The sequence below is a fragment of the Nocardia sp. NPDC102475 genome, from assembly GCF_055584605.1.
The window spans coordinates 1-17580 of sequence record NZ_JBVJLS010000039.1 but is presented as its reverse complement, the minus strand read 5'-3'; the positions used below and the strand labels follow the sequence as shown (position 1 = coordinate 17580).

Below are 17580 nucleotides of genomic sequence, written 5' to 3'. Positions count from 1 at the left end.
GTGGATCAGGACGAGTTACCGGGTGGACACAGGGTAGTGAGATGGATCACTCCCCGCAGGTGTTTCGGACCATGAGAACGCTCGATTTGCGGAATTGAAACAGTCGGTACCGATGAGTGGGACTCTCGGTTGACGTCACAGGCATCTCGAGCTGGGGTGGGAGTTATGAATTCTGCCGCCGCGGAGGGGTTTTCGATCCCGAAGTGGAGCGTGCGGTCGGTTGAATTGTACGGCGGTTGCTCACGTGGTTGCTGGAAATAATTCCGGCACCGCCGAATTCGTTTGATGTCTACGACCGTACTGACGACAACGGGGCCCGTGCTCGATGGCACGGACCCCGTCAGGTCTATTCGGGCTTACAGGTAAGCGCCGCACACGGGCCAGGCGCCCGGGCCCTGGGTGGCGAGCACATTCTCCGCGACGCGGATCTGCTCCTCGCGGCTCGCTCCGCTCGGGCTGCCCGAGCCGCCGTTGGCGGCCCAGGTGCTCTGCGTGAACTGCAGGCCGCCGGAGAAGCCGTTGCCGGTATCGGTGTTCCAGTTGCCGCTGCTCTCGCACTGAGCGACGGCGTCCCAGTTGTGGCCGGAGGCCGATGCGGTGGCGGTGGACAGGCCGAACGGAACTGCGGCGATGGCACCGGCGACGGCGGCGAGACCAAGGGCACGGGTGAGCTTGCGGTTCTGAGTCATGTGGATTCCTGGCTGCGCCCGCTCGGCCCGGCGGACTTCCGCCGTGTCCCTGCCCCCAGCGATGTCGGGGACCCTCGAAATCGCGGGGCAGGGTTACCGGCGTTCAGCGATTCGAGTTCGAGCCCGTCGCGTTGATCCGGGCTGCCGACGACGCTAGCGAAGAATTCGCGACAGATCACGTTGGGGTAACGCCCGAATTGCTTCGACCGCAACTTCGGATTATCGGCATTCGCGCAGTTCGAATGCGCAAAAATGTATATATACGATCGTTCGTGATAGTTACGTTATGTGTTCGGGATCACTACGAAATAGTGATCCGGATCGCGTTTGAGCGCTGGAACCTGCGAGGTATGTCCGGTTGTGTCGCCGGTTCGATGCACCTGCCGTGCGGTACGGATGGTGAAATTGTTATCCGCTGGGGTCCTTGTGAATCCCGCTGCACCCCTATTCGAGCTTCAACGAATCGGAGCGATGGACACGCCAGGTATTTCGGTGACGCTCGCGCGGGGGTGTTTCCCGGTGTTGCCGACGTGGGTCTGGGCGCACAGCAGGTCACCAGGCGGGCTTCGGTGGTGTCTCGCATGTCTGAGTGATGCCGACGGCACATAGCTCTCGGCGACGGCACACGTGCAATCGGATACATGCGGTCGTGGACGGCGATATCGGGTCCCGAACGGCACTGTGCGGTCGTAAACGGCGGTATGGATTCGCTGTCGAGCGCGTTTGCCGTCACTTGCGCGCGTCAACCCGCAGCTTCGGGCCGGGGGAGAGCCTGCGAGTCGCCTGGATCGGGTATCCGGCCCGCCTTGCGAGCTGCTCGCGGAGCGGACATCTGGGCAGCCTTGCGAGCTGCTCGCGGAGCGGACATCTGGGCAGCCTTGCGAGCTGCTCGGAGTGGAGCGGCCATCTGTCGGCCCTGCGAGCTGATCGGAGTGGAGCGGTATCCGGATGCCCTTGCGGTCCGCTCGGGGTGGATCGGCACGCGGGCCGCCCTGTGCAACCGTCCGAATGGTTCGGTACTCGACAGCCTTGGTGACCCGTTTGGAGCGGAATTGCCCGGTCAGCTCACGGGAGGCACTTAGTGGATCCAGGGCAGTCGGACAAAGGTGTGAGCCGCTCGGAGTGGATCGGGCATCTGGGCAGCCATGTCCTGCTCGGAGTCGAGCGGTATCTGGGTGGCCTTGCGGCGCGCTCGGGGTGGATCGGCACGCGGGCCGCCCTGTGCAACCGTTCGAAATGGTTCGGCACTCGACAGTCTTGGCGACTCGCTCTGAGCGGATGGCCCGGTCAGCCCCGCGACCGGCACTCGGTGGATCAGGCACTCGGACAAACATGTGAGCCGCTTGGATTGGATCGGGGTGTCTGGTCGGCCCTGCGAACTGCTCAGAGCGGACCGAGTATCCGGTCCGCCTTGCGAGCTGCGCGGAATGGATCGGGCATCTGCCAGCTCATGTGCTGCTCGGAGTCGAGCGGTTTCCGGACGGCGTTGCGACCCGCTCGGGGTGGATCGGCACGCGGGCCGCCCGGCGCGCCGCTCGAAGTGGATTGGCACTCGCCAGCTTTGGTGCTCCGTTCGGAGTGGATGGCCCAGTCAGGGGGCGGGAAACCGGGCTGGCTGGGGGTGGTCGTCTGGGATCTCGTCTTCGGGGCGAATTCGCCGGAGTTGGCCGTGGACGACTACGTAGCCGTCGAGCGGGTAGGCGATGTCTTCGGCGGTTGGTCGGTCGGCGGGATGGATGGGGATTGCGGGAGGAATTTCTGGCGGTTCGGATCTGTAGTGGCCGGTGTAGGGGGCAACGGGGGCATCGGTGTCGGTGCGCGGAAATAGGTATCGCGCGCCCTCGCGGATCGTGGTGTGGATATCGCCGGTCGGCACGGTCCATTGGAGGCGATCCGGATCGGCGCGCCAGATGCGCCAGGGGAGTCTTATGTTGTCCGCCAACGTTTTCAGGCGATGGTGCCTCGTGCAGAGTGTGGCCGGATTGGTGCGAATGGAGCGTCCGCCGCGGTCGGGGCGCTGGTGGTCCAAGGGGTGATTGTGGTCCAGTTCGGATTCGGCGGCGGGCATGACGCATCCGGGAAAGCGGCACATGCCGTCCACCGCCCGCACCTCGCGCTCCAGTCGCGGCGTTGGCCGCCACCGCATCGCCTCGTCGACAACGGCCGCCTCGTCGTCGGCGTTCGAGCGTTCCGGTATGACCTGGAAGCGTGCGTGTTCGGCGAGAATCCGGGCTAGCGCCGCGTCGATCGGCCCGTACCCCGCCAGAAATGCCGGTGCCTCCTGAATCCCGAGCAGCGTGTCCGCCGGAATCCCGATCTGGATCAGGGGCCTGCGCGGCTGCTCGATCGGCACACCGAACTTCGGGCAACGTTCACCGCGTCCGCACTGGCATTTCAGCCGTCCGGAACCATCCGCGAGTGCCACGAGAGCGTCCGCCCGTCGCTGCGGCATACTCCGCGGATCCGATGCGCACACCTGCGTACTCATCTCGCGCAGTCGCATCGCCACTGTCTGCGCCCCCGGCGCGGGCAGTAATCCATCGAATACCGCCATACTGTCTTGCACCGCTCGCAGCCGAACGTCGCGCTCGTCCTGCCGCAGTTCCCGCCGCCGCTGCGTGCCGCCTGGATCCAGCCGCGCCGCCCACCGCCGCGCCGCCTGCCGCAGCCGCACCGGATTGTTTCGTCCCGCCGCCTCGAGCAGTCGCGGCTCCAGCGCGTCCAGCACCTCCCTGGCCACCGCTCGGGTGCTGTCCACGATCACCCGCACCTTGGCCAGATCGATCCGTCCCGCCGCGAAAGCCGCCCGCGTTCGCGGCAACGAATCCTCCAGTGCCAGACCGATATCGATCAACGCCCCGGCTGTCCCCTCGTCGACCTGCAATGCCACCGCGGCCTCGCTGGCGGCGAACTCGCCGGCCCGCACGCCACCCGGCCCCGGCTCCGCACTCTCGGCCCGGTGCCGTCGATACAACTCCCGCACCGCGAACACCTCAGCGGCCTGCGCCACCGCCGCCCGCCCATGCGCCGCCCGCAGGGCCTCGATCAGTCCCTCGTCGGTCATGGCCCCGAAGTTCACGGATGAGAGATCATCGCCATCGAACATGTGTTCGATTCTACGATCGAACAACCCGCTCCGCTACCCCCGAATCAAGGCGATTTGGTTGCCGACACGCCAGTGGTGTAACTTCGTTCAGGCAGTCAGGGAAACCTGACAGCGACCCACTCGGGGCTATGGCGCAGCTGGTAGCGCACCACACTGGCAGTGTGGGGGTCAGGGGTTCGAGTCCCCTTAGCTCCACTGAAATCCCAGGTCAGGACGGGTATTACACCGGTCCTGACCTGTTTCATTTGTCCCAGCCCCACGGAAACACCACGGTTTGGGTTTCATATTTCGTTCGGCCGGGTGCGGGCATCGGCCGACTAGGTTCTGCTGCCTATTCGTGGGACTGGGGTGGGTTGGCGAGGGCGCTCAGGACGCCTTCGTACCATGCGTGTACGGCCAGCCAGATGTACGGGGGCTGTCCTTCCTCGTCTTCCAGTTCCTTTGCTTTGCGGACGAGGTGTTCGAGCATCGGGTTGTCGCGGTCGGGGAACGGGTACGGGAAGGTGTTGTCCGGCTCGGTGATGCTGTCGGCTCTGTAGTCGCGGTATCCGTTGGCGATGATCCGGGTCGACTGCCGGGTGATGTAGTCGGTTGGGATCGTTGCCGGTCCGTCTAGCTCCATTGGATGTGGCCCCGGGGTCAAATGAGTTGTGGTGTCGATTGCTGCGGCTAGTCTGACATGCCGATCGGTTGGGCTGGGTGCAAGGCGAGATGTCGGGGTTGGTGGAGGGCGAGCTGGCGTACCTGTGAAGGTGTATGTGGCGTCGCGCTGATGGCGGCTCGTCGTCGCCCGCACACAATGTCGACGGCATGTGAATGGGCGTGCCGTCGACGCCTCTCGCGGTCCGGTGTCAACTGGCTGCTGACAGTCCAGCCGGTTCCTTGGCGGCGTCGCAGGTTGGTGCCCTCGGCAGGGCACGCAAAACATGGGCAACTGAAAAACGCCTGGTCATCGTGGGTGCGTATCCCGTCTGAGGGATCGTGATGCCCTGCGGAAGTAGGGCAATCGGCCCCAACTTGATGGTGCCGTGGGCTGGGCAACCTATAGACGGGACAGGGACCAGCGGTTCTCGTTGGCCAGTTAGTTGTTCAAACTGATTTCACGTTGTCGGGCGACTGATAGGGCGGGATCGGGCAACACCCGGTCCGCGCAAGGGGTTCATGTCGGGAGGGGGACACATGCGCTAACCACAGAGATCGACCTGCGGAAACGGTGAAATCGGCCGCTGACCCGCGCACGCTTGGTCGAAACAGACCTGAAAAGTTCTCCAGCGAGGCGGCGGGCTTCGGTGTCGTCGACATCGATCCGGAGCAGGTTCTCCAACGTGGCAGTGGCCGAAAGGTTGTGCGCGGTAGCGTCTTCCAGCACTTTGTGTTCGATGTAGAAACTTCATCCTGTCGGCGACCTCGTGATCGATCACCGCGTGCACGGCGACCTCCACCTGATCACGGTGGTTGCCTATTCCCGGCGGCTCATCGGGCTCGCAGCATGCGCCGTGTGGTCGGGAACGCAAGAACGGAACTGGTTGTCGGTATATGGAACTACAGCGGACGCTGATGCTGACCAAAACCCGCCGGTACGTCAACTGATCGCCGAGCGCGCGTGGACTCCGGTTCGCTATCCCGGTGCCGTCCGCGGCCCGATTCCGTGCCCGGGATTCGCGGTCGCCGAGACCTCTCGGGAAAGTGAAGGTAAGTCGGTATTCGCGGAATGTCGAGCGTCAGAATGCCGGCGTGGCGACGTGATTCGTCATTGCGCCACGGTGAGTTGCGCGAAATACCTTGCGCCGCTGAGGGAGTGGCGGGTAGCTCCGTACCGCGGTCACGACTGCTCCGTCAGTTCCCGGGAAAGCGGCGGCACGTTGCTGTAGCGCTCCTTCACCGTGACCAGATGCACCCAGCTATCGACCTCGAGCACCGGGCGTAACGCACGCACCGTGTCGAGCGCGCCGACGACGTCCTCCAGCACGGCCGCGTGCACCGTGCCGACCAGATCGAACCGCCCGATCGTCGCGGCCAGGAAGCGCAGGCCGGGGAGCTCGGTGAGTAGCGGCGCGAGTCCCGCGGTGCGTCCGCTGGCACGCACGCCGAATCCGACCGCGAATTCGGTATCGCCGTGCCCCGGTCCGGACAGTGCGGCGACGTGCACGATGCGCTCATCGATGAGGCGCTTCACCCGCAGCCGAGCGGTGCCCGCGGAGGTACCGGCCGCGGCGGCGAGCGTGGCGTAGGAGGCACGCCCGTCCTCCTGCAGCACCGCCAGCAAACGGGTATCCAGCGCATCGATCGAGGCCGCCGATGCCTTCTCGGGACGGCCGACGTCGATGATCAGGTCCGAATAGAACAGCGTGTTTGTGTCTCGCACACCGTCGATGCTCCGGATCCGGTCGAGCGTGGCCGTGAGCTGCGGCGGGCCCTGAGTGCGGATTTCGACGACCAGCGGGTGCCGACCACTGGTCAGCGACACATACGGAATGTCGTGCAGTGCGGCCACCCGCCCCGCGACCTGCCGAACGGGTTGGTCAACGCTGATCGACACGTGGGCAAGCGCTTCCAGCCCGATCGTCGACGGATGCACGATCCCGACTACCTGGGCACGCCCAGTGCTGAACAGCGTGTTGAGGCGTTTGGAGATCGTCGGACGTGACGCGCCGAGTTTCGCAGCGAGTTCGTTGCGGCCGATCCGCCCGTCGAAGCGCAGTTCCTCGAGGATGCGGGCGTCCAGCATGTGGGTGGCCGATGCTGCGGTCATCGGAACTTAACAATCGACTTCCGAACCGAGCCTTCTTTACCGATCATCAGTATTTTCTTTCTCCAACAAGACTCTCGCACGATTCATCGAGCAATGGTTTGCATAACGTCAAACAGTGGCGCTCGTCGCTGAGCTTCCCGTGTGGACTGAACCTATCGCAGTTTCTATCGTGCATCTCAATCGAACGAGCATCAATCAGAGCAGGAACGTTGACCATAACGCCACTGCACTGGCAGGAGATTGAGCAGATGAAAAAGCTGGGACTGGTAGCCGTGGGAACCGGTGCGGCATTGCTGATCGCCGGCTGCGGGAGCGGATCGGGCGGTAGTGCGGCCAGCGGCGCCGCACCGGCGGGCCTGATCCGCGGCGGCGAGGTTCGGATCTGCACCGATCCCGAATACGCGCCGATGGAGTACTTCGAAAGCGGGAACACCACCGACCCGGTCGGCTTCGACTCCGATGCCGCACGCGCACTCGCCGACCTGTGGCAGGTGCGGCCGAGTTGGCAGGTCACCTCGTTCGACGGGCTCATGCCCGCGCTGCAGGCCCAGCGTTGCGATGTGCTCTGGTCCGCGCTGTACGTCAGCGCGGAGCGCACCGCGGTGGCCGATGCCGCGCCGTTCCTCGCGACCGGACCGGGACTCATCGTCCGCAATGGCGAAACTCGGATCGCGACCGTCGACGACCTGTCCGGCAAGACCGTCGCGGTCCAAGGCGGTGGTGCGAACGAGAAGACTCTGCAACAGCTTTCGGACCGATTCAAGGCTGCCGGCAAATCCACGATCACGATCCAGGCCTACCCCAAGACCGCCGAAACGGTTGCGGCGGTGACCAATGGCAAAGCGGACGCTTTGATCGAGACCGACGTCGCGGTGGTCGATATGGTCGCCAAGTCCGGCGGTGCGCTGACCGCGATTCCTGGCGTCTTCACCGCGGAAACGGTTTTCGGGGTCTTCACCAGGAAGGGCTCGCCGCTGAGCGGCCCCGTCGCCGCGGGCATCCGGACTCTGACCGAGAACGGCACCCTCGCGAAGATCGCCACCAAATACGGGCTCGATCCGGCCCGGATCCGCCCCGGAACAGCACAATGACCTTCGACCGGGATATCTTCCTCGACGCCCTCACCTCGTCCGAATTCCTGCACGGCGCTTGGCTTTCGGTAGCCCTCGCGGCCGTGTCGATGATCTTCGCCACCGTGCTCGGATTCGGGGTGGCCCTCATGCGCATCAGCAAGGTACGGACCCTGCGCGCCGTCGGCGGCGGCTACGTGTGGTTCTTCCGGGCTATCCCCACGCTGCTGGTGCTGTTGATCATCTGGAATGCCGGGCCACAGCTCTTTCCCGGGCTGCGCGAGAACTGGTTCACGCCGTTCATTGCTGCCTTCCTCGGTTTCGCGGTGGTGGAGGCCGCCTATATGGCGGAGATCCTGCGCTCGGCGCTGTTGAGCGTGGACGAAGGGCAGCATCTGGCGGCCCGGGCGATCGGACTGCCACCGCGCCTGGTCTTGCTGAAAGTCGTACTGCCACAGGCGGTGAAGGTCGCGCTACCGCCGACCGGCAACGAGTTCATCGCGATGCTCAAATACACCTCACTGGCGTCGGTGATCTCGCTGCGCGAGTTGCTCACCACCGCGCAGGTGGGGGTATCGGTGACATTCCGGTACGCCGAGTACTACAGCGCGGCGCTCGTCTACTACCTGGTGATCGTCAGCGCCCTGATGGGTGCGCAGAGCCTTATCGAGCGTCGCTACCGATGGGTCTCATCGGGTGCGCCCATCCCACGGAAGGACCCGGTGTCGGTATGACTGATGCGCCCCTGCTACAGACGGTCGCCCTGCGAAAAAGCTATGGCCACAACCTCATCCTCAAAGGGGTCGACTTCGCGGTCGCACCGGGCGAGGTCAAGGCCGTGCTCGGGCCATCCGGGTCCGGCAAATCAACCATCCTGCGGCTGATGGCTTTGCTCGAGTCCGCGGACGGTGGCTCGATCCTGCTGCACGGCAAAGAGATCGGAGTCGAGAGCGGACGGAACGGTCATCCGGTGCCGATGCCCGAGCGGCGGCTGGCGCGACAGCGCACCGATATCGGCATGGTCTTCCAGCGCTTCAACCTGTTCGCCCATCTCGATGTGCTGCGCAATGTGATGCTCGGCCTGACCGCGGTGACCGGGCTGAACAAGGCCGAGGCCGCGCATCGCGCTGAGACCATGCTCGAACGGGTCGGCATGGCCGGTCATCTGCGGCACTATCCCTCGGAGCTGTCGGGTGGACAGCAACAACGCGTCGCCATCGCGCGGGCGCTCGTCCTCGAACCGTCGGTGATGCTCTTCGACGAACCGACATCGGCACTGGACCCCGAACTGGTCAACGAGGTGCTGTCGGTGATGGAAGACCTTGCCGCACAGGGGATGACGATGATCGTGGTGACCCACGAGACCAGATTCGCCCGCCGGTTCGCCGACGAGGTCGCACTGTTCGACTCCGGCGTCATCGTCGAGCAGGCGGCGCCCGAGCAATTCTTCACTCAGCCCGAACAAGAACGAACCCGCGCGTTCCTGTCCCATGTCCACTGACTCGGAACGGATTCCGCTATGTCAGCTCCGATCGCGGTCTACACCGATCTCGACGACCTCGACCCCGCACCGGGCGTAACCCTGTTGGAGACGGCGGGTTTCGAGGTACGGGTGCTGGAGACCCGAGACCCCGACAGTATCGCCGAGGGGGCCGCCGATGCCACCGCACTGCTGGTCGGCTACGCGCCTGTCGACGCGGATCTGCTGGCCCGCCTGCCCAGGGTGCGAATCCTGTCGATGCTCTCGCGCGGCCACTATGCCGTCGACGTCGATGCGGCAACGGCCCGGGGCATCTGGGTCGCGACCATCGGCGATCTCGCCACCGCCGAGGTCGCCACGCACACCTGGGCGCTCGCCCTGGCCGTGGTGCGCCGCCTCGACTTCTTCACCCTGCACGGCCGACGTGGTTGGCTGGACCGGCCCACATCCGGGCCGCGGCGACTGTCCGAGATCACCCTCGGGCTGGTCGGGCTCGGCCGCATAGGCGCCAAGGTCGCCGAGTTCGCCGCCGGGTCCGTGGGATCGATTCTCGGCCACGACCATTCGGGACGTGCCATGCCCACCGGTGTCAGCGCGGCGTCGCTCACGCAGGTGGTCACCCATTCCGATCTCGTTTCCATCCATCTGCCGCTCAACGCTCGCACCGAGCGGTTGTTCGACGCCGATCTCATCGCGCGGATGCGCCCCGGCTCCTGGCTGATCAACGTCTCCCGCGGTGGCATCGTCGATTCCACGGCGCTGGCCGACGCGTTGGACAGCGGCCACCTCGCTGGTGCCGCACTCGATGTGCTCGACACCGAGCCGCCCTCGGCCGGTGACCGGCTCGCCGAACATCCCCATGTCCTGCTGACCCCGCACGTGGCCTATCTTTCGGATGCGACCGCGCGAGACTACGTGCTGACTCAGGCCCGCAATGTGGTGCAGTGGCATCGCACCGGCCGCCCGCTGCATCCGGTCGCCACCCCGGCCTCGGTGCCACTATGAATCCGGCGATGAATGGGCCCCCGCGCCTCGAGATATTCAATTCGCTGTGGGCGATGGAGGATTTGCCGTGGGGTGCGCCACGCCCGTGGACCCTCGCCGAGCAGCTCGACCAGCTCGTGGCGACCGGATTCGACGGTGTCGCGGTCGACCTCGGCGCACGCGGCAGGCCCGAGGCCCACGAACTCGCCGCCCTGCGTGGGCACCGATTGCGTTCGGCCGTCTTCGCTTTCGTCGGTGACGATGTCGATCTCGATGCCGCCTTGCGCTATGCCGAGATCATCGACGCCGACCGAATGGTGGTCTGCGGTCGCGTCTTCGACCATGACCTCACAGCTGTCGCGCACACCGTCCTCCGTTGGCATCGCCGGTGCGCGGCCGCGGGTGTCGCGATGCAATTGGAAACGCACCGCAACACATTGACCGACGACATCCGCACAACCACCAGACTGCTGCATGTACTGGACGCCGAGGTGAATCTGGCAATCGACCTGTCCCACTACGTATGCGGCAGCGAATTCCCGCTGCCGCCGACCGCGGAGCTGGAAGGACAGCTCGATGCGCTGTTCGCGCGCGCCGAATCCGTGCAGGGCCGCATCGCGACTCGCTGCCAGGTACAGATCCCGCTCGGCTTCCCACAGCACCGCGAATGGGAGGCACTGTTCCAGGACTGCTGGGTTCGCGCATTCACCGCCATCCTGGAGCGCCGCCGCCGCGACGGCAGCCTGGAGCCGGTGCTGTTCTGCACCGAATTGGGCACCACCCCATATGCCATCACCGACCGAAACGGGCGCGAACTTTCGGATCGATGGGCCGAGACACTCACCCTGCGCGACAGGGCCGAGACAGCGTACGCCGCTGCCGTGCACGGCACTTCGATCACCACATCCCGAGGAGGAATACGTTGAGCGACATCCAATTTCCCCTATCCGAACGGATGACCTCCACCGGGAACGTGGTCGTCGACGGGCCACTGCCCGAGCTGCCGATCGGCCGCGCACTTGTGCCCGCCCGCGCCTACACCGGCGCCGCGGAGTTCACCCTCGAACAGGACCGCATCTTTTCCAGCGGCTGGGTGTGGGCCGGTTACGCACACTGGGTCGATGAGCCAGGCGCCGTGCACCCGGTCACGATCGGCGGTAAGCCGCTGCTCCTCGTCCGCGGCGACGACGACCGGATCCGGGTCTTCCACAACTCGTGTCGACATCGCGGTATGACACTGACCGAAGAACCGCTGGTGGTCACCCGCCGGATCCAGTGCGCCTACCACTGCTGGTCCTTCGATCTGGATGGAAAGTTGTCCGCCGCACCGTATTACGGCCGTGAGCGGCGCGCGAAGGTGGATCCGGCGGCGGCCGAACGGCTCGGCCTGCTCGCCGTCGCCAGCCACGTGTGGGCGGGCATGGTGTTCGTCGACCTATCCGCCACCGATACCGACCCGCTGCGCTGCGCCGACGAGTTCGCACACCACCTCGAGCCGATCCTGACTCGTTGGGCGCATATCGATTTCGAGCGGATCCACCTCGCTGGGGAACGCCGCTACGACGTCGACGCCAACTGGAAGCTCGTCGTGGAGAACTTCCTCGATTTCTACCATTTGCCGTTCGTCCATCCCCAGGTCGGGCCGGTGACCGCCTCGCTGGACGTCGATGATGTGGCACTGCATCCCGACATCCTGGGCGGCACCTATCCGCACGGGGCGGTCGGCAAGGCGGACAAGACCGATCGTGCCCTACCCTGGCTCGGCGATGTCCCCGCCGACCGGCTCGAACACCAGGACATTTTCTGTGTGTTTCCCAATGCCCTGCTCTTCCTGGAGGCGGACTGGTTCCAGGTGATCGGCTTCAATCCGGCCGCCCCGGACAGGACGATCGAACATATGGCGGTATTCGTCGATTCAGCCGCGGCCGGAACGGAATACGCGCAAGCCCACCACCAGCTGACCGAGGTGCTCTGGGAGGTCAACGAGCAGGACATGCCGATGCTGCACCGCCTGCAGATCGGCCGCAATTCACCCGCAGCGGATGCGACGAACCTTGTCGCACATTGGGATCAGATCACCGCGCTGTTCCAGCATCGGGTCGCGGCGAAGGTAGGCTACCGATGACCGCGGTGCCGGCTGCCCGTGCGACGGAATCGCGACTGCGACGCGAACTCGCCGCCGTATACCGCCTGGTCGCCCACTTCGGAATGACCGACCTGATCTTCACCCACATCTCGTTGCGGTTGCCCGGGCCGATCCCGCAATTCCTGATCAACCCATACGGGCTGCTGTTCGAGGAGATCACGGCGTCGAATCTGGTGATCGTCGATGCGGACGGCCGCGCCATCGGCGATCCCGGGCCGCCGGTGAATCCGGCGGGTTTCGTCATCCACGGCGCGGTGCACGCCGCCCGCCCCGACGCACATTGTGTGCTGCACACCCACACCCGGGCGGGCTGTGCGGTGGCGGCCACCGCCGAGGGGCTGTTGCCGGTCAACCAGATGTCGATGGAGTTTTACGGTCGGATCGGTTACCACGACTACGAGGGCGTCGCCCTCGATCTCGACGAGCGGGCCCGGCTGGTCGCCGATCTCGGCGAGCATCCCGCACTGATCCTGCGCAATCACGGTCTGCTCACCGTCGGAGCCACTGCGGCACAGGCATTTCTGCGCATGTTCTATCTGAATCGGGCGTGTGAGATCCAGGTGTCCGCCGCCGCCACCGGGACGCTCACGTTGCCGTCCCCGCAGGTGTGTGAACGCAGCGCCCGCCAGCTGGCCGGCGACGAAACCGGCGACGATTTCGCCGATGCCGAAGCATACGACCTGGCCTGGGCGGCCCTGCTGCGGCTACTCGACCGCATCGACCCGCATTACGCGGACTGAATCCGCCTGCGTGACTTATCAATCCGAGAGGACACCACGATGACCACTGTCGGCCCCGTCGACGCCACCCGCATCCCCCGCTACGGCGGCCCGGCGACCTTCGCCCGACTGCCGCGCATCGATCAGGTCACCGCCACCGATATCGCCATTATCGGTGTTCCGTTCGATACCGGCGTCAGCTACCGACCGGGCGCCAGACTGGGACCCGGCCACGTGCGCACGTCGTCGAAGCTGTTGCGGCCGTACAACCCCGCGCTCGACGTCTCCCCATTCGACGCATTGCAGATCACCGACGCGGGCGACCTGGCCTGCAATCCGTTCGACATCGAGGCTGCCATCGCCGAGATCGAATACGGCGCGGATGCACTCACCGGTACCGGCGCACGGCTGGTGACGATCGGCGGCGACCACACCATCGCGTTGCCACTGCTGCGCTCGGTCGCGCGGCGGCACGGACCGGTCGCCGTGGTGCACTTCGACGCGCACCTCGATACATGGGATACGTATTTCGGTGCGTCCTATACCCATGGCACGCCGTTCCGCCGCGCATCGGAAGAAGGGTTGATCGACCGCGAGGCGAGCATGCATATCGGTACCCGCGGACCGCTCTACAGCACCAGCGATCTCGCCGACGATCGCATGCTCGGCTTCTCGGCGATCACCGCCCCCGAGATCGAAATCGACGGTATCGCGGCGGCGGTCGAGCGGATGCGGGCCCGGATCGGTGACCGGCCCGTCTACGTCTCGGTCGACATCGATGTTCTCGACCCGGCGCACGCCCCTGGCACCGGTACTCCCGAGGCGGGCGGGTTGACCAGCCGCGAATTGCTCTTTCTGCTGCGCGCATTCAGCGACACCGACATCGTCGGCGCCGACATCGTCGAGGTCTCACCCGCCTACGACCACGCCGAAATCACCGGTATCGCAGCCGCACACGTCGGATACGAGCTGCTGTCAGCGATGGCGATGCGCACCTGAACGAGGCGGTCGGCGGCGGAAACGGTCCACAGTCCCCACCCAACGGCCAATTCCCGAATCTCTTGGCCCGCTTGGACATCGCAGGTCAGTCGGGTCGTGTTCTCGGCCGATTCGGGCTCAACGGCATCGCGCCTGCCGATCCGAAGCAGAAAGAGCGCGAAGTGGCGGCGGTTATCAGCCGAATCGAATCAGCACTTTCACCACATCGTCGAGTTTCTTGTCCGAGACCTCGAACGCCTGCTCCATGTCGTCGAACGCGAATTCGTGTGTCGTCATATGCGTCGGATCGACCCGGCGGGACTCCAGCACGCGAAGAAGACGCTCCATGCGGAGCCTGCCGCCCGGACACAGGCCTGTCGCGATCGTCTTGTCGGCCATGCCGACTCCCCATTCCACCCGGGGGATCCGGACGAATTCTCCGTCACCGAAGTATCCGACGTTGGATATCGTTGCGCCCGGCTTGGTGATCTTTACCGCGGTTTGGAAAGTGGCATCGGCGCCGAGCGCTTCGATCGCGGTATCGACGCCTTCGCCGCCGGTCAGCTCGAGTACCCGCTCGACTACATCTTCGCTCGTGAAATCGACGATCTCGTCGGCACCGTATCGGCGTGCCAGTGCCTGACGTGCCGGTACCGACTCGACGCCGATGAGCAGACCAGCACCGCGCAATCTCGCTCCTGCCGTTGCCATCAAACCCACCGGTCCCTGCGCCAAGACGGCCACGGTGCCGCCGATCGGAATGTTGCCTTTCTCGGCGCCCATGAATCCGGTCGACAGCATGTCGGCGCAGTACACAGCCCATTCATCGGAGATACTGTCCGGGATGACGGCGAGATTGGCATCGGCGTCGTTGACGTGAAAATACTCGGCGAAAACACCGTCTTTGGAGTTGGCGAACTTGAAGCCGCCGAGGGCGTCCCCCCGATTGCGACGGGAACCCGTTCTGCGCGGCCGCATCACCCCAATCTGGGGTTATCGCACCCGATAGGACACGATCGTTCGGGCGGATGCGCCGCACCTGGCTGCCGACAGCGTGCACAACCCCCACAGCCTCATGACCCAAAGTCAGGTTCTCCCGCGGACCGATACCACCCTTGACGGTATGCGAGTCGGACGTGCAAATAAGGGCTGTCGTAGTGCGAACGACGGCGTCGAACGGGCCCGGCTCCGGGACGGGCTTCTCGGTGAACCCAACCGACCCGATCTCCTTCAGGACGAACGCCTTCATCGTCCTGCCTTCCCTAACGCTCGTATGGTCGTAGAACGGCATGTCGACGGCGAATCACGGCCAATTTAGCAGGTTCGCACCCAGGCTTCGAACGATTGTTACCACCACGCGACCGCCGCTGGAGGCCGGGTTGTCAACTGTAGGGGCTCAGGACATCCTTGACCGTTTGTTCTCAAGAGACGCTTGACGTTTCGGCGTTGTTCGTGATCTTGTTCTGCCCGGTGTTGTCGGTGGTGAACGGGCGGGTGTGTGGATCAGCAGGCGGTGGCGGAGTATCGGTATCGGGCGGTGTGTGAGGTGCTGGGTGGTTCCCCGATCGGTGAGGTCGCGGTCCGGTACGGCACGACCCGGCAGTCGCTGGATACGTGGCGGCGAAGGTTCAAGGCCGAGGGCATGGCTGGGTTGGCCGACCGGTCCCGGCGCCCGCACAGCAGTCCTTCCAGGGTGGATGCCGAGGTCGAGGCGTTGATCTGCGAGCTGCGGCGTCAGCATCCTCGGTGGGGTGCGCGGCGGATCAGCTTCGAGTTGTCCTCCCAGGATCTTCAGCGGGCGCCGTCACGGGCGACGGTGCATCGGGTGCTGACTCGGAACGGGATGATTGATCCGCAGGCTCAGCTGCACAAACGCAAGTACAAGCGGTGGCAGCGTCAAGCGCCGATGCATTTGTGGCAGCTCGACATCGTCGGTGGCGTGCCCTTGGCTGACGGGCGTGAGTGCAAGCTGCTGACCGGGATCGACGACCATTCCCGGTTCGTGATGATCGCGACAGTGCTGGCCACTCCATCGGGCCGGGAGGTCGGCGAAGCGTTCACCGCGGCGATGCGTCGCTATGGGGTGCCCTCAGAGGTGCTGAGCGACAACTGAGGTCAGTTCACCGGCCGCTATATCAAGCCGTTGCCGGTGGAGGTGTTGTTCGAGAAGATCTGCCGCGACATCGGGATCAAACAGCGCCTGACCAAGCCGCGGTCACCGACCACAACCGGCAAGATCGAACGCTTCCACAAGACCCTTCGCACCGAATTCCTCGACCACGTCGCACCTTTCGAGTCCATCACCATCGCCCAGGAAGCGATCGACGGCTGGATCGCCGCCTACAACCACCAACGACCCCACCAGGCTTTGGACATGGCGGTCCCGGCCAGCCTGTTCCGCCCCAACGGACCCACCCGCGTCGACCCCCACGACCACGCACCTGCCCGGGAACACGTCGATCAGGTCGCCTCACCGCTGGTCATCGATGTGATCGAGCCGCCGAACTATCCGAGTGGGGAGGGTGCTGGAGTCGAGTTCGAGGCCCGCGTTCCACCGAGCGGGAACCTGTCGATCCGCTCGAACCGCCAAATCGTCTCGCTGCATCAGAGCATGGCCGGGCGCACCGTCACCGTCTGGGTCGACCTGCGCAGCATCCACATCACCTGCGACGGCACCGTCATCCGCACCCTCGCCTCTAAACTCGCGCCAGAAGACCTCACCTACCTGTCCATGCGCGGAGCTCGACCAGCGGGACCCGCACCGGAACGACCAGCACTGCGCCGCGCCAACGGCACAGCGGTCATCCAACCGGGTCAGACCATCGAGATCGACCGCACCGTCAACCGGCACGGCCAGGTCGCACTCGGCGGCACCAGCCATCTCGTTGGCGCCGCCTGGGCCGGACGACGGATCACCCTGCGCATGGACGGGCACCTACTGCACGCCATCGCCGACAACGCACTCATCGGCACCTGGCCCTGCCCGATCAGCATCGACCGGATCGGCAAACTCACCGGCGCCCGAACTCCTTCCACACCACTGCCGCCGCCTCCGCTACCCGCCGGATCCCTTCGCGCACAACGCAAAGTTCATGCCGACGGCCGAATCACGATCGCCGGGCAGAAGATCAGGCTCGGGCTCCGTCACAGCGGGAAGATCGTCACCGTCGTTGTCGAAGATACCCACCTGCGCATCCTTTACGGCGAAGAAGAGATCGCCGCCCGACCCCGCCGCAGCACCAAACCCATCACCCGGTTCTACGTCACCGGGGCTGGCGTCAAACCCGAGAAGGAGTCAAGCATCTCCTGACGACAAACCGTCAAGCATCTCCTGAGACCACACACCGACACGGGTCCCGGCCATCGTGCGGTCCAGGTGATCGGTGCGATGCTCGCCACAATCGAGACCTACAAGGACATCGCCACCTGGGCATGCGCGGACCTACCCAAAGGACCTGCACAACGCCCTGTCCGCACCCAACGACGGGCTGATCTTCGTCGAAGCGATCATGGATCGCCTCGATTTTCCCTGTCTCGAGTCAAGATCATGGCAGGCTTCAGGACTGGTCGGCCTCAAATTGTGGTGACGAAGCCGCCGTCGATCCTCAGATCGGATCCGGTGATGTTGGCGGACCGGTCGCTGGCCAGGAACACGA

The 17580-nt window shown here is 65.0% G+C and carries 13 protein-coding genes, 1 tRNA gene and 2 pseudogenes; 10 read left to right on the top strand and 6 right to left on the bottom strand.

The features are described 5' to 3' along the window. Window positions 1-356 precede the first annotated feature (356 nt). Both ACZ60G_RS41125 and ACZ60G_RS41120 read right to left on the bottom strand, forming a co-directional pair. A complete protein-coding gene (locus ACZ60G_RS41125) occupies window positions 357-689 on the bottom strand; it encodes a transglycosylase family protein (RefSeq protein WP_063046924.1) in 333 nt (110 codons plus the stop codon). Between the two features lie 1591 nt (window positions 690-2280). After that, window positions 2281-3795: an HNH endonuclease signature motif containing protein gene (locus tag ACZ60G_RS41120; RefSeq protein WP_465817406.1), complete on the bottom strand. Its 1515-nt coding sequence runs from the start codon at window positions 3793-3795 to the stop codon at window positions 2281-2283. 122 nt (window positions 3796-3917) lie between these two features. Here ACZ60G_RS41120 and ACZ60G_RS41115 point away from each other — a divergent pair. After that, window positions 3918-3990: transfer RNA gene (locus tag ACZ60G_RS41115), tRNA-Ala, on the top strand. A 136-nt stretch (window positions 3991-4126) separates the two neighbouring features. Here the strand turns inward: ACZ60G_RS41115 and ACZ60G_RS41110 are convergent. Beyond that, window positions 4127-4417, bottom strand: a complete 291-nt coding sequence (locus ACZ60G_RS41110; RefSeq protein ID WP_465817404.1) for a hypothetical protein — start codon at window positions 4415-4417, stop codon at window positions 4127-4129. A 1200-nt stretch (window positions 4418-5617) separates the two neighbouring features. Beyond that, complete coding sequence (locus ACZ60G_RS41105) at window positions 5618-6547, bottom strand: Lrp/AsnC family transcriptional regulator (RefSeq protein WP_465817403.1); 930 nt, start codon at window positions 6545-6547, stop codon at window positions 5618-5620. A gap of 248 nt (window positions 6548-6795) precedes the next feature. On the opposite strand from ACZ60G_RS41105, the gene ACZ60G_RS41100 reads away from it, so the two are divergent. Genes ACZ60G_RS41100 through speB form a run of 8 tightly spaced genes read left to right on the top strand, consistent with a single transcriptional unit; the run spans window position 6796 to window position 13945 of the window. Beyond that, window positions 6796-7638: a transporter substrate-binding domain-containing protein gene (locus tag ACZ60G_RS41100; RefSeq protein WP_465817401.1), complete on the top strand. Its 843-nt coding sequence runs from the start codon at window positions 6796-6798 to the stop codon at window positions 7636-7638. Further along, window positions 7635-8351 (top strand): amino acid ABC transporter permease, encoded by a 717-nt coding sequence (locus ACZ60G_RS41095; RefSeq protein WP_465817399.1) that lies wholly within the window; start codon window positions 7635-7637, stop codon window positions 8349-8351. Before ACZ60G_RS41100 ends, ACZ60G_RS41095 begins: the two co-directional genes overlap by 4 nt. Next, window positions 8348-9118: an amino acid ABC transporter ATP-binding protein gene (locus tag ACZ60G_RS41090; protein WP_465817397.1), complete on the top strand. Its 771-nt coding sequence runs from the start codon at window positions 8348-8350 to the stop codon at window positions 9116-9118. Before ACZ60G_RS41095 ends, ACZ60G_RS41090 begins: the two co-directional genes overlap by 4 nt. A gap of 18 nt (window positions 9119-9136) precedes the next feature. After that, a complete protein-coding gene (locus ACZ60G_RS41085; protein ID WP_465817395.1) occupies window positions 9137-10102 on the top strand; it encodes a C-terminal binding protein in 966 nt (321 codons plus the stop codon). Between the two features lie 8 nt (window positions 10103-10110). Then, entirely contained in the window at window positions 10111-11007 is an 897-nt protein-coding gene (locus ACZ60G_RS41080; protein WP_465817393.1) for a hypothetical protein, read from the top strand. After that, window positions 11004-12206, top strand: coding sequence for an aromatic ring-hydroxylating oxygenase subunit alpha (locus tag ACZ60G_RS41075; protein ID WP_465817392.1), 1203 nt, complete (start codon window positions 11004-11006; stop codon window positions 12204-12206). The genes ACZ60G_RS41080 and ACZ60G_RS41075 overlap by 4 nt, the downstream gene beginning before the upstream one ends. Then, window positions 12203-12967 (top strand): class II aldolase/adducin family protein, encoded by a 765-nt coding sequence (locus tag ACZ60G_RS41070; protein WP_465817390.1) that lies wholly within the window; start codon window positions 12203-12205, stop codon window positions 12965-12967. Before ACZ60G_RS41075 ends, ACZ60G_RS41070 begins: the two co-directional genes overlap by 4 nt. Window positions 12968-13006: 39 nt before the next feature. Continuing rightward, on the top strand, window positions 13007-13945 hold the full coding sequence (speB, locus tag ACZ60G_RS41065) for an agmatinase (protein WP_465817388.1): 939 nt from the start codon (window positions 13007-13009) through the stop codon (window positions 13943-13945). Between the two features lie 174 nt (window positions 13946-14119). On the opposite strand, the gene ACZ60G_RS41060 is transcribed toward speB, so the two are convergent. Both ACZ60G_RS41060 and ACZ60G_RS41055 read right to left on the bottom strand, forming a co-directional pair. Further along, the gene (locus ACZ60G_RS41060) at window positions 14120-14902 is read right to left on the bottom strand and encodes a zinc-binding dehydrogenase (protein WP_465817386.1); all 783 of its coding nucleotides are present in this window, start codon (window positions 14900-14902) and stop codon (window positions 14120-14122) included. 76 nt (window positions 14903-14978) lie between these two features. Then, window positions 14979-15173: pseudogene (locus ACZ60G_RS41055) on the bottom strand (alcohol dehydrogenase catalytic domain-containing protein); the annotation flags it as partial. Window positions 15174-15422: 249 nt separating this feature from the next. Here ACZ60G_RS41055 and ACZ60G_RS41050 point away from each other — a divergent pair. Next, a pseudogene (locus ACZ60G_RS41050) lies at window positions 15423-17234 on the top strand (IS481 family transposase). The last annotated feature ends 346 nt before the right edge of the window (window positions 17235-17580 follow it).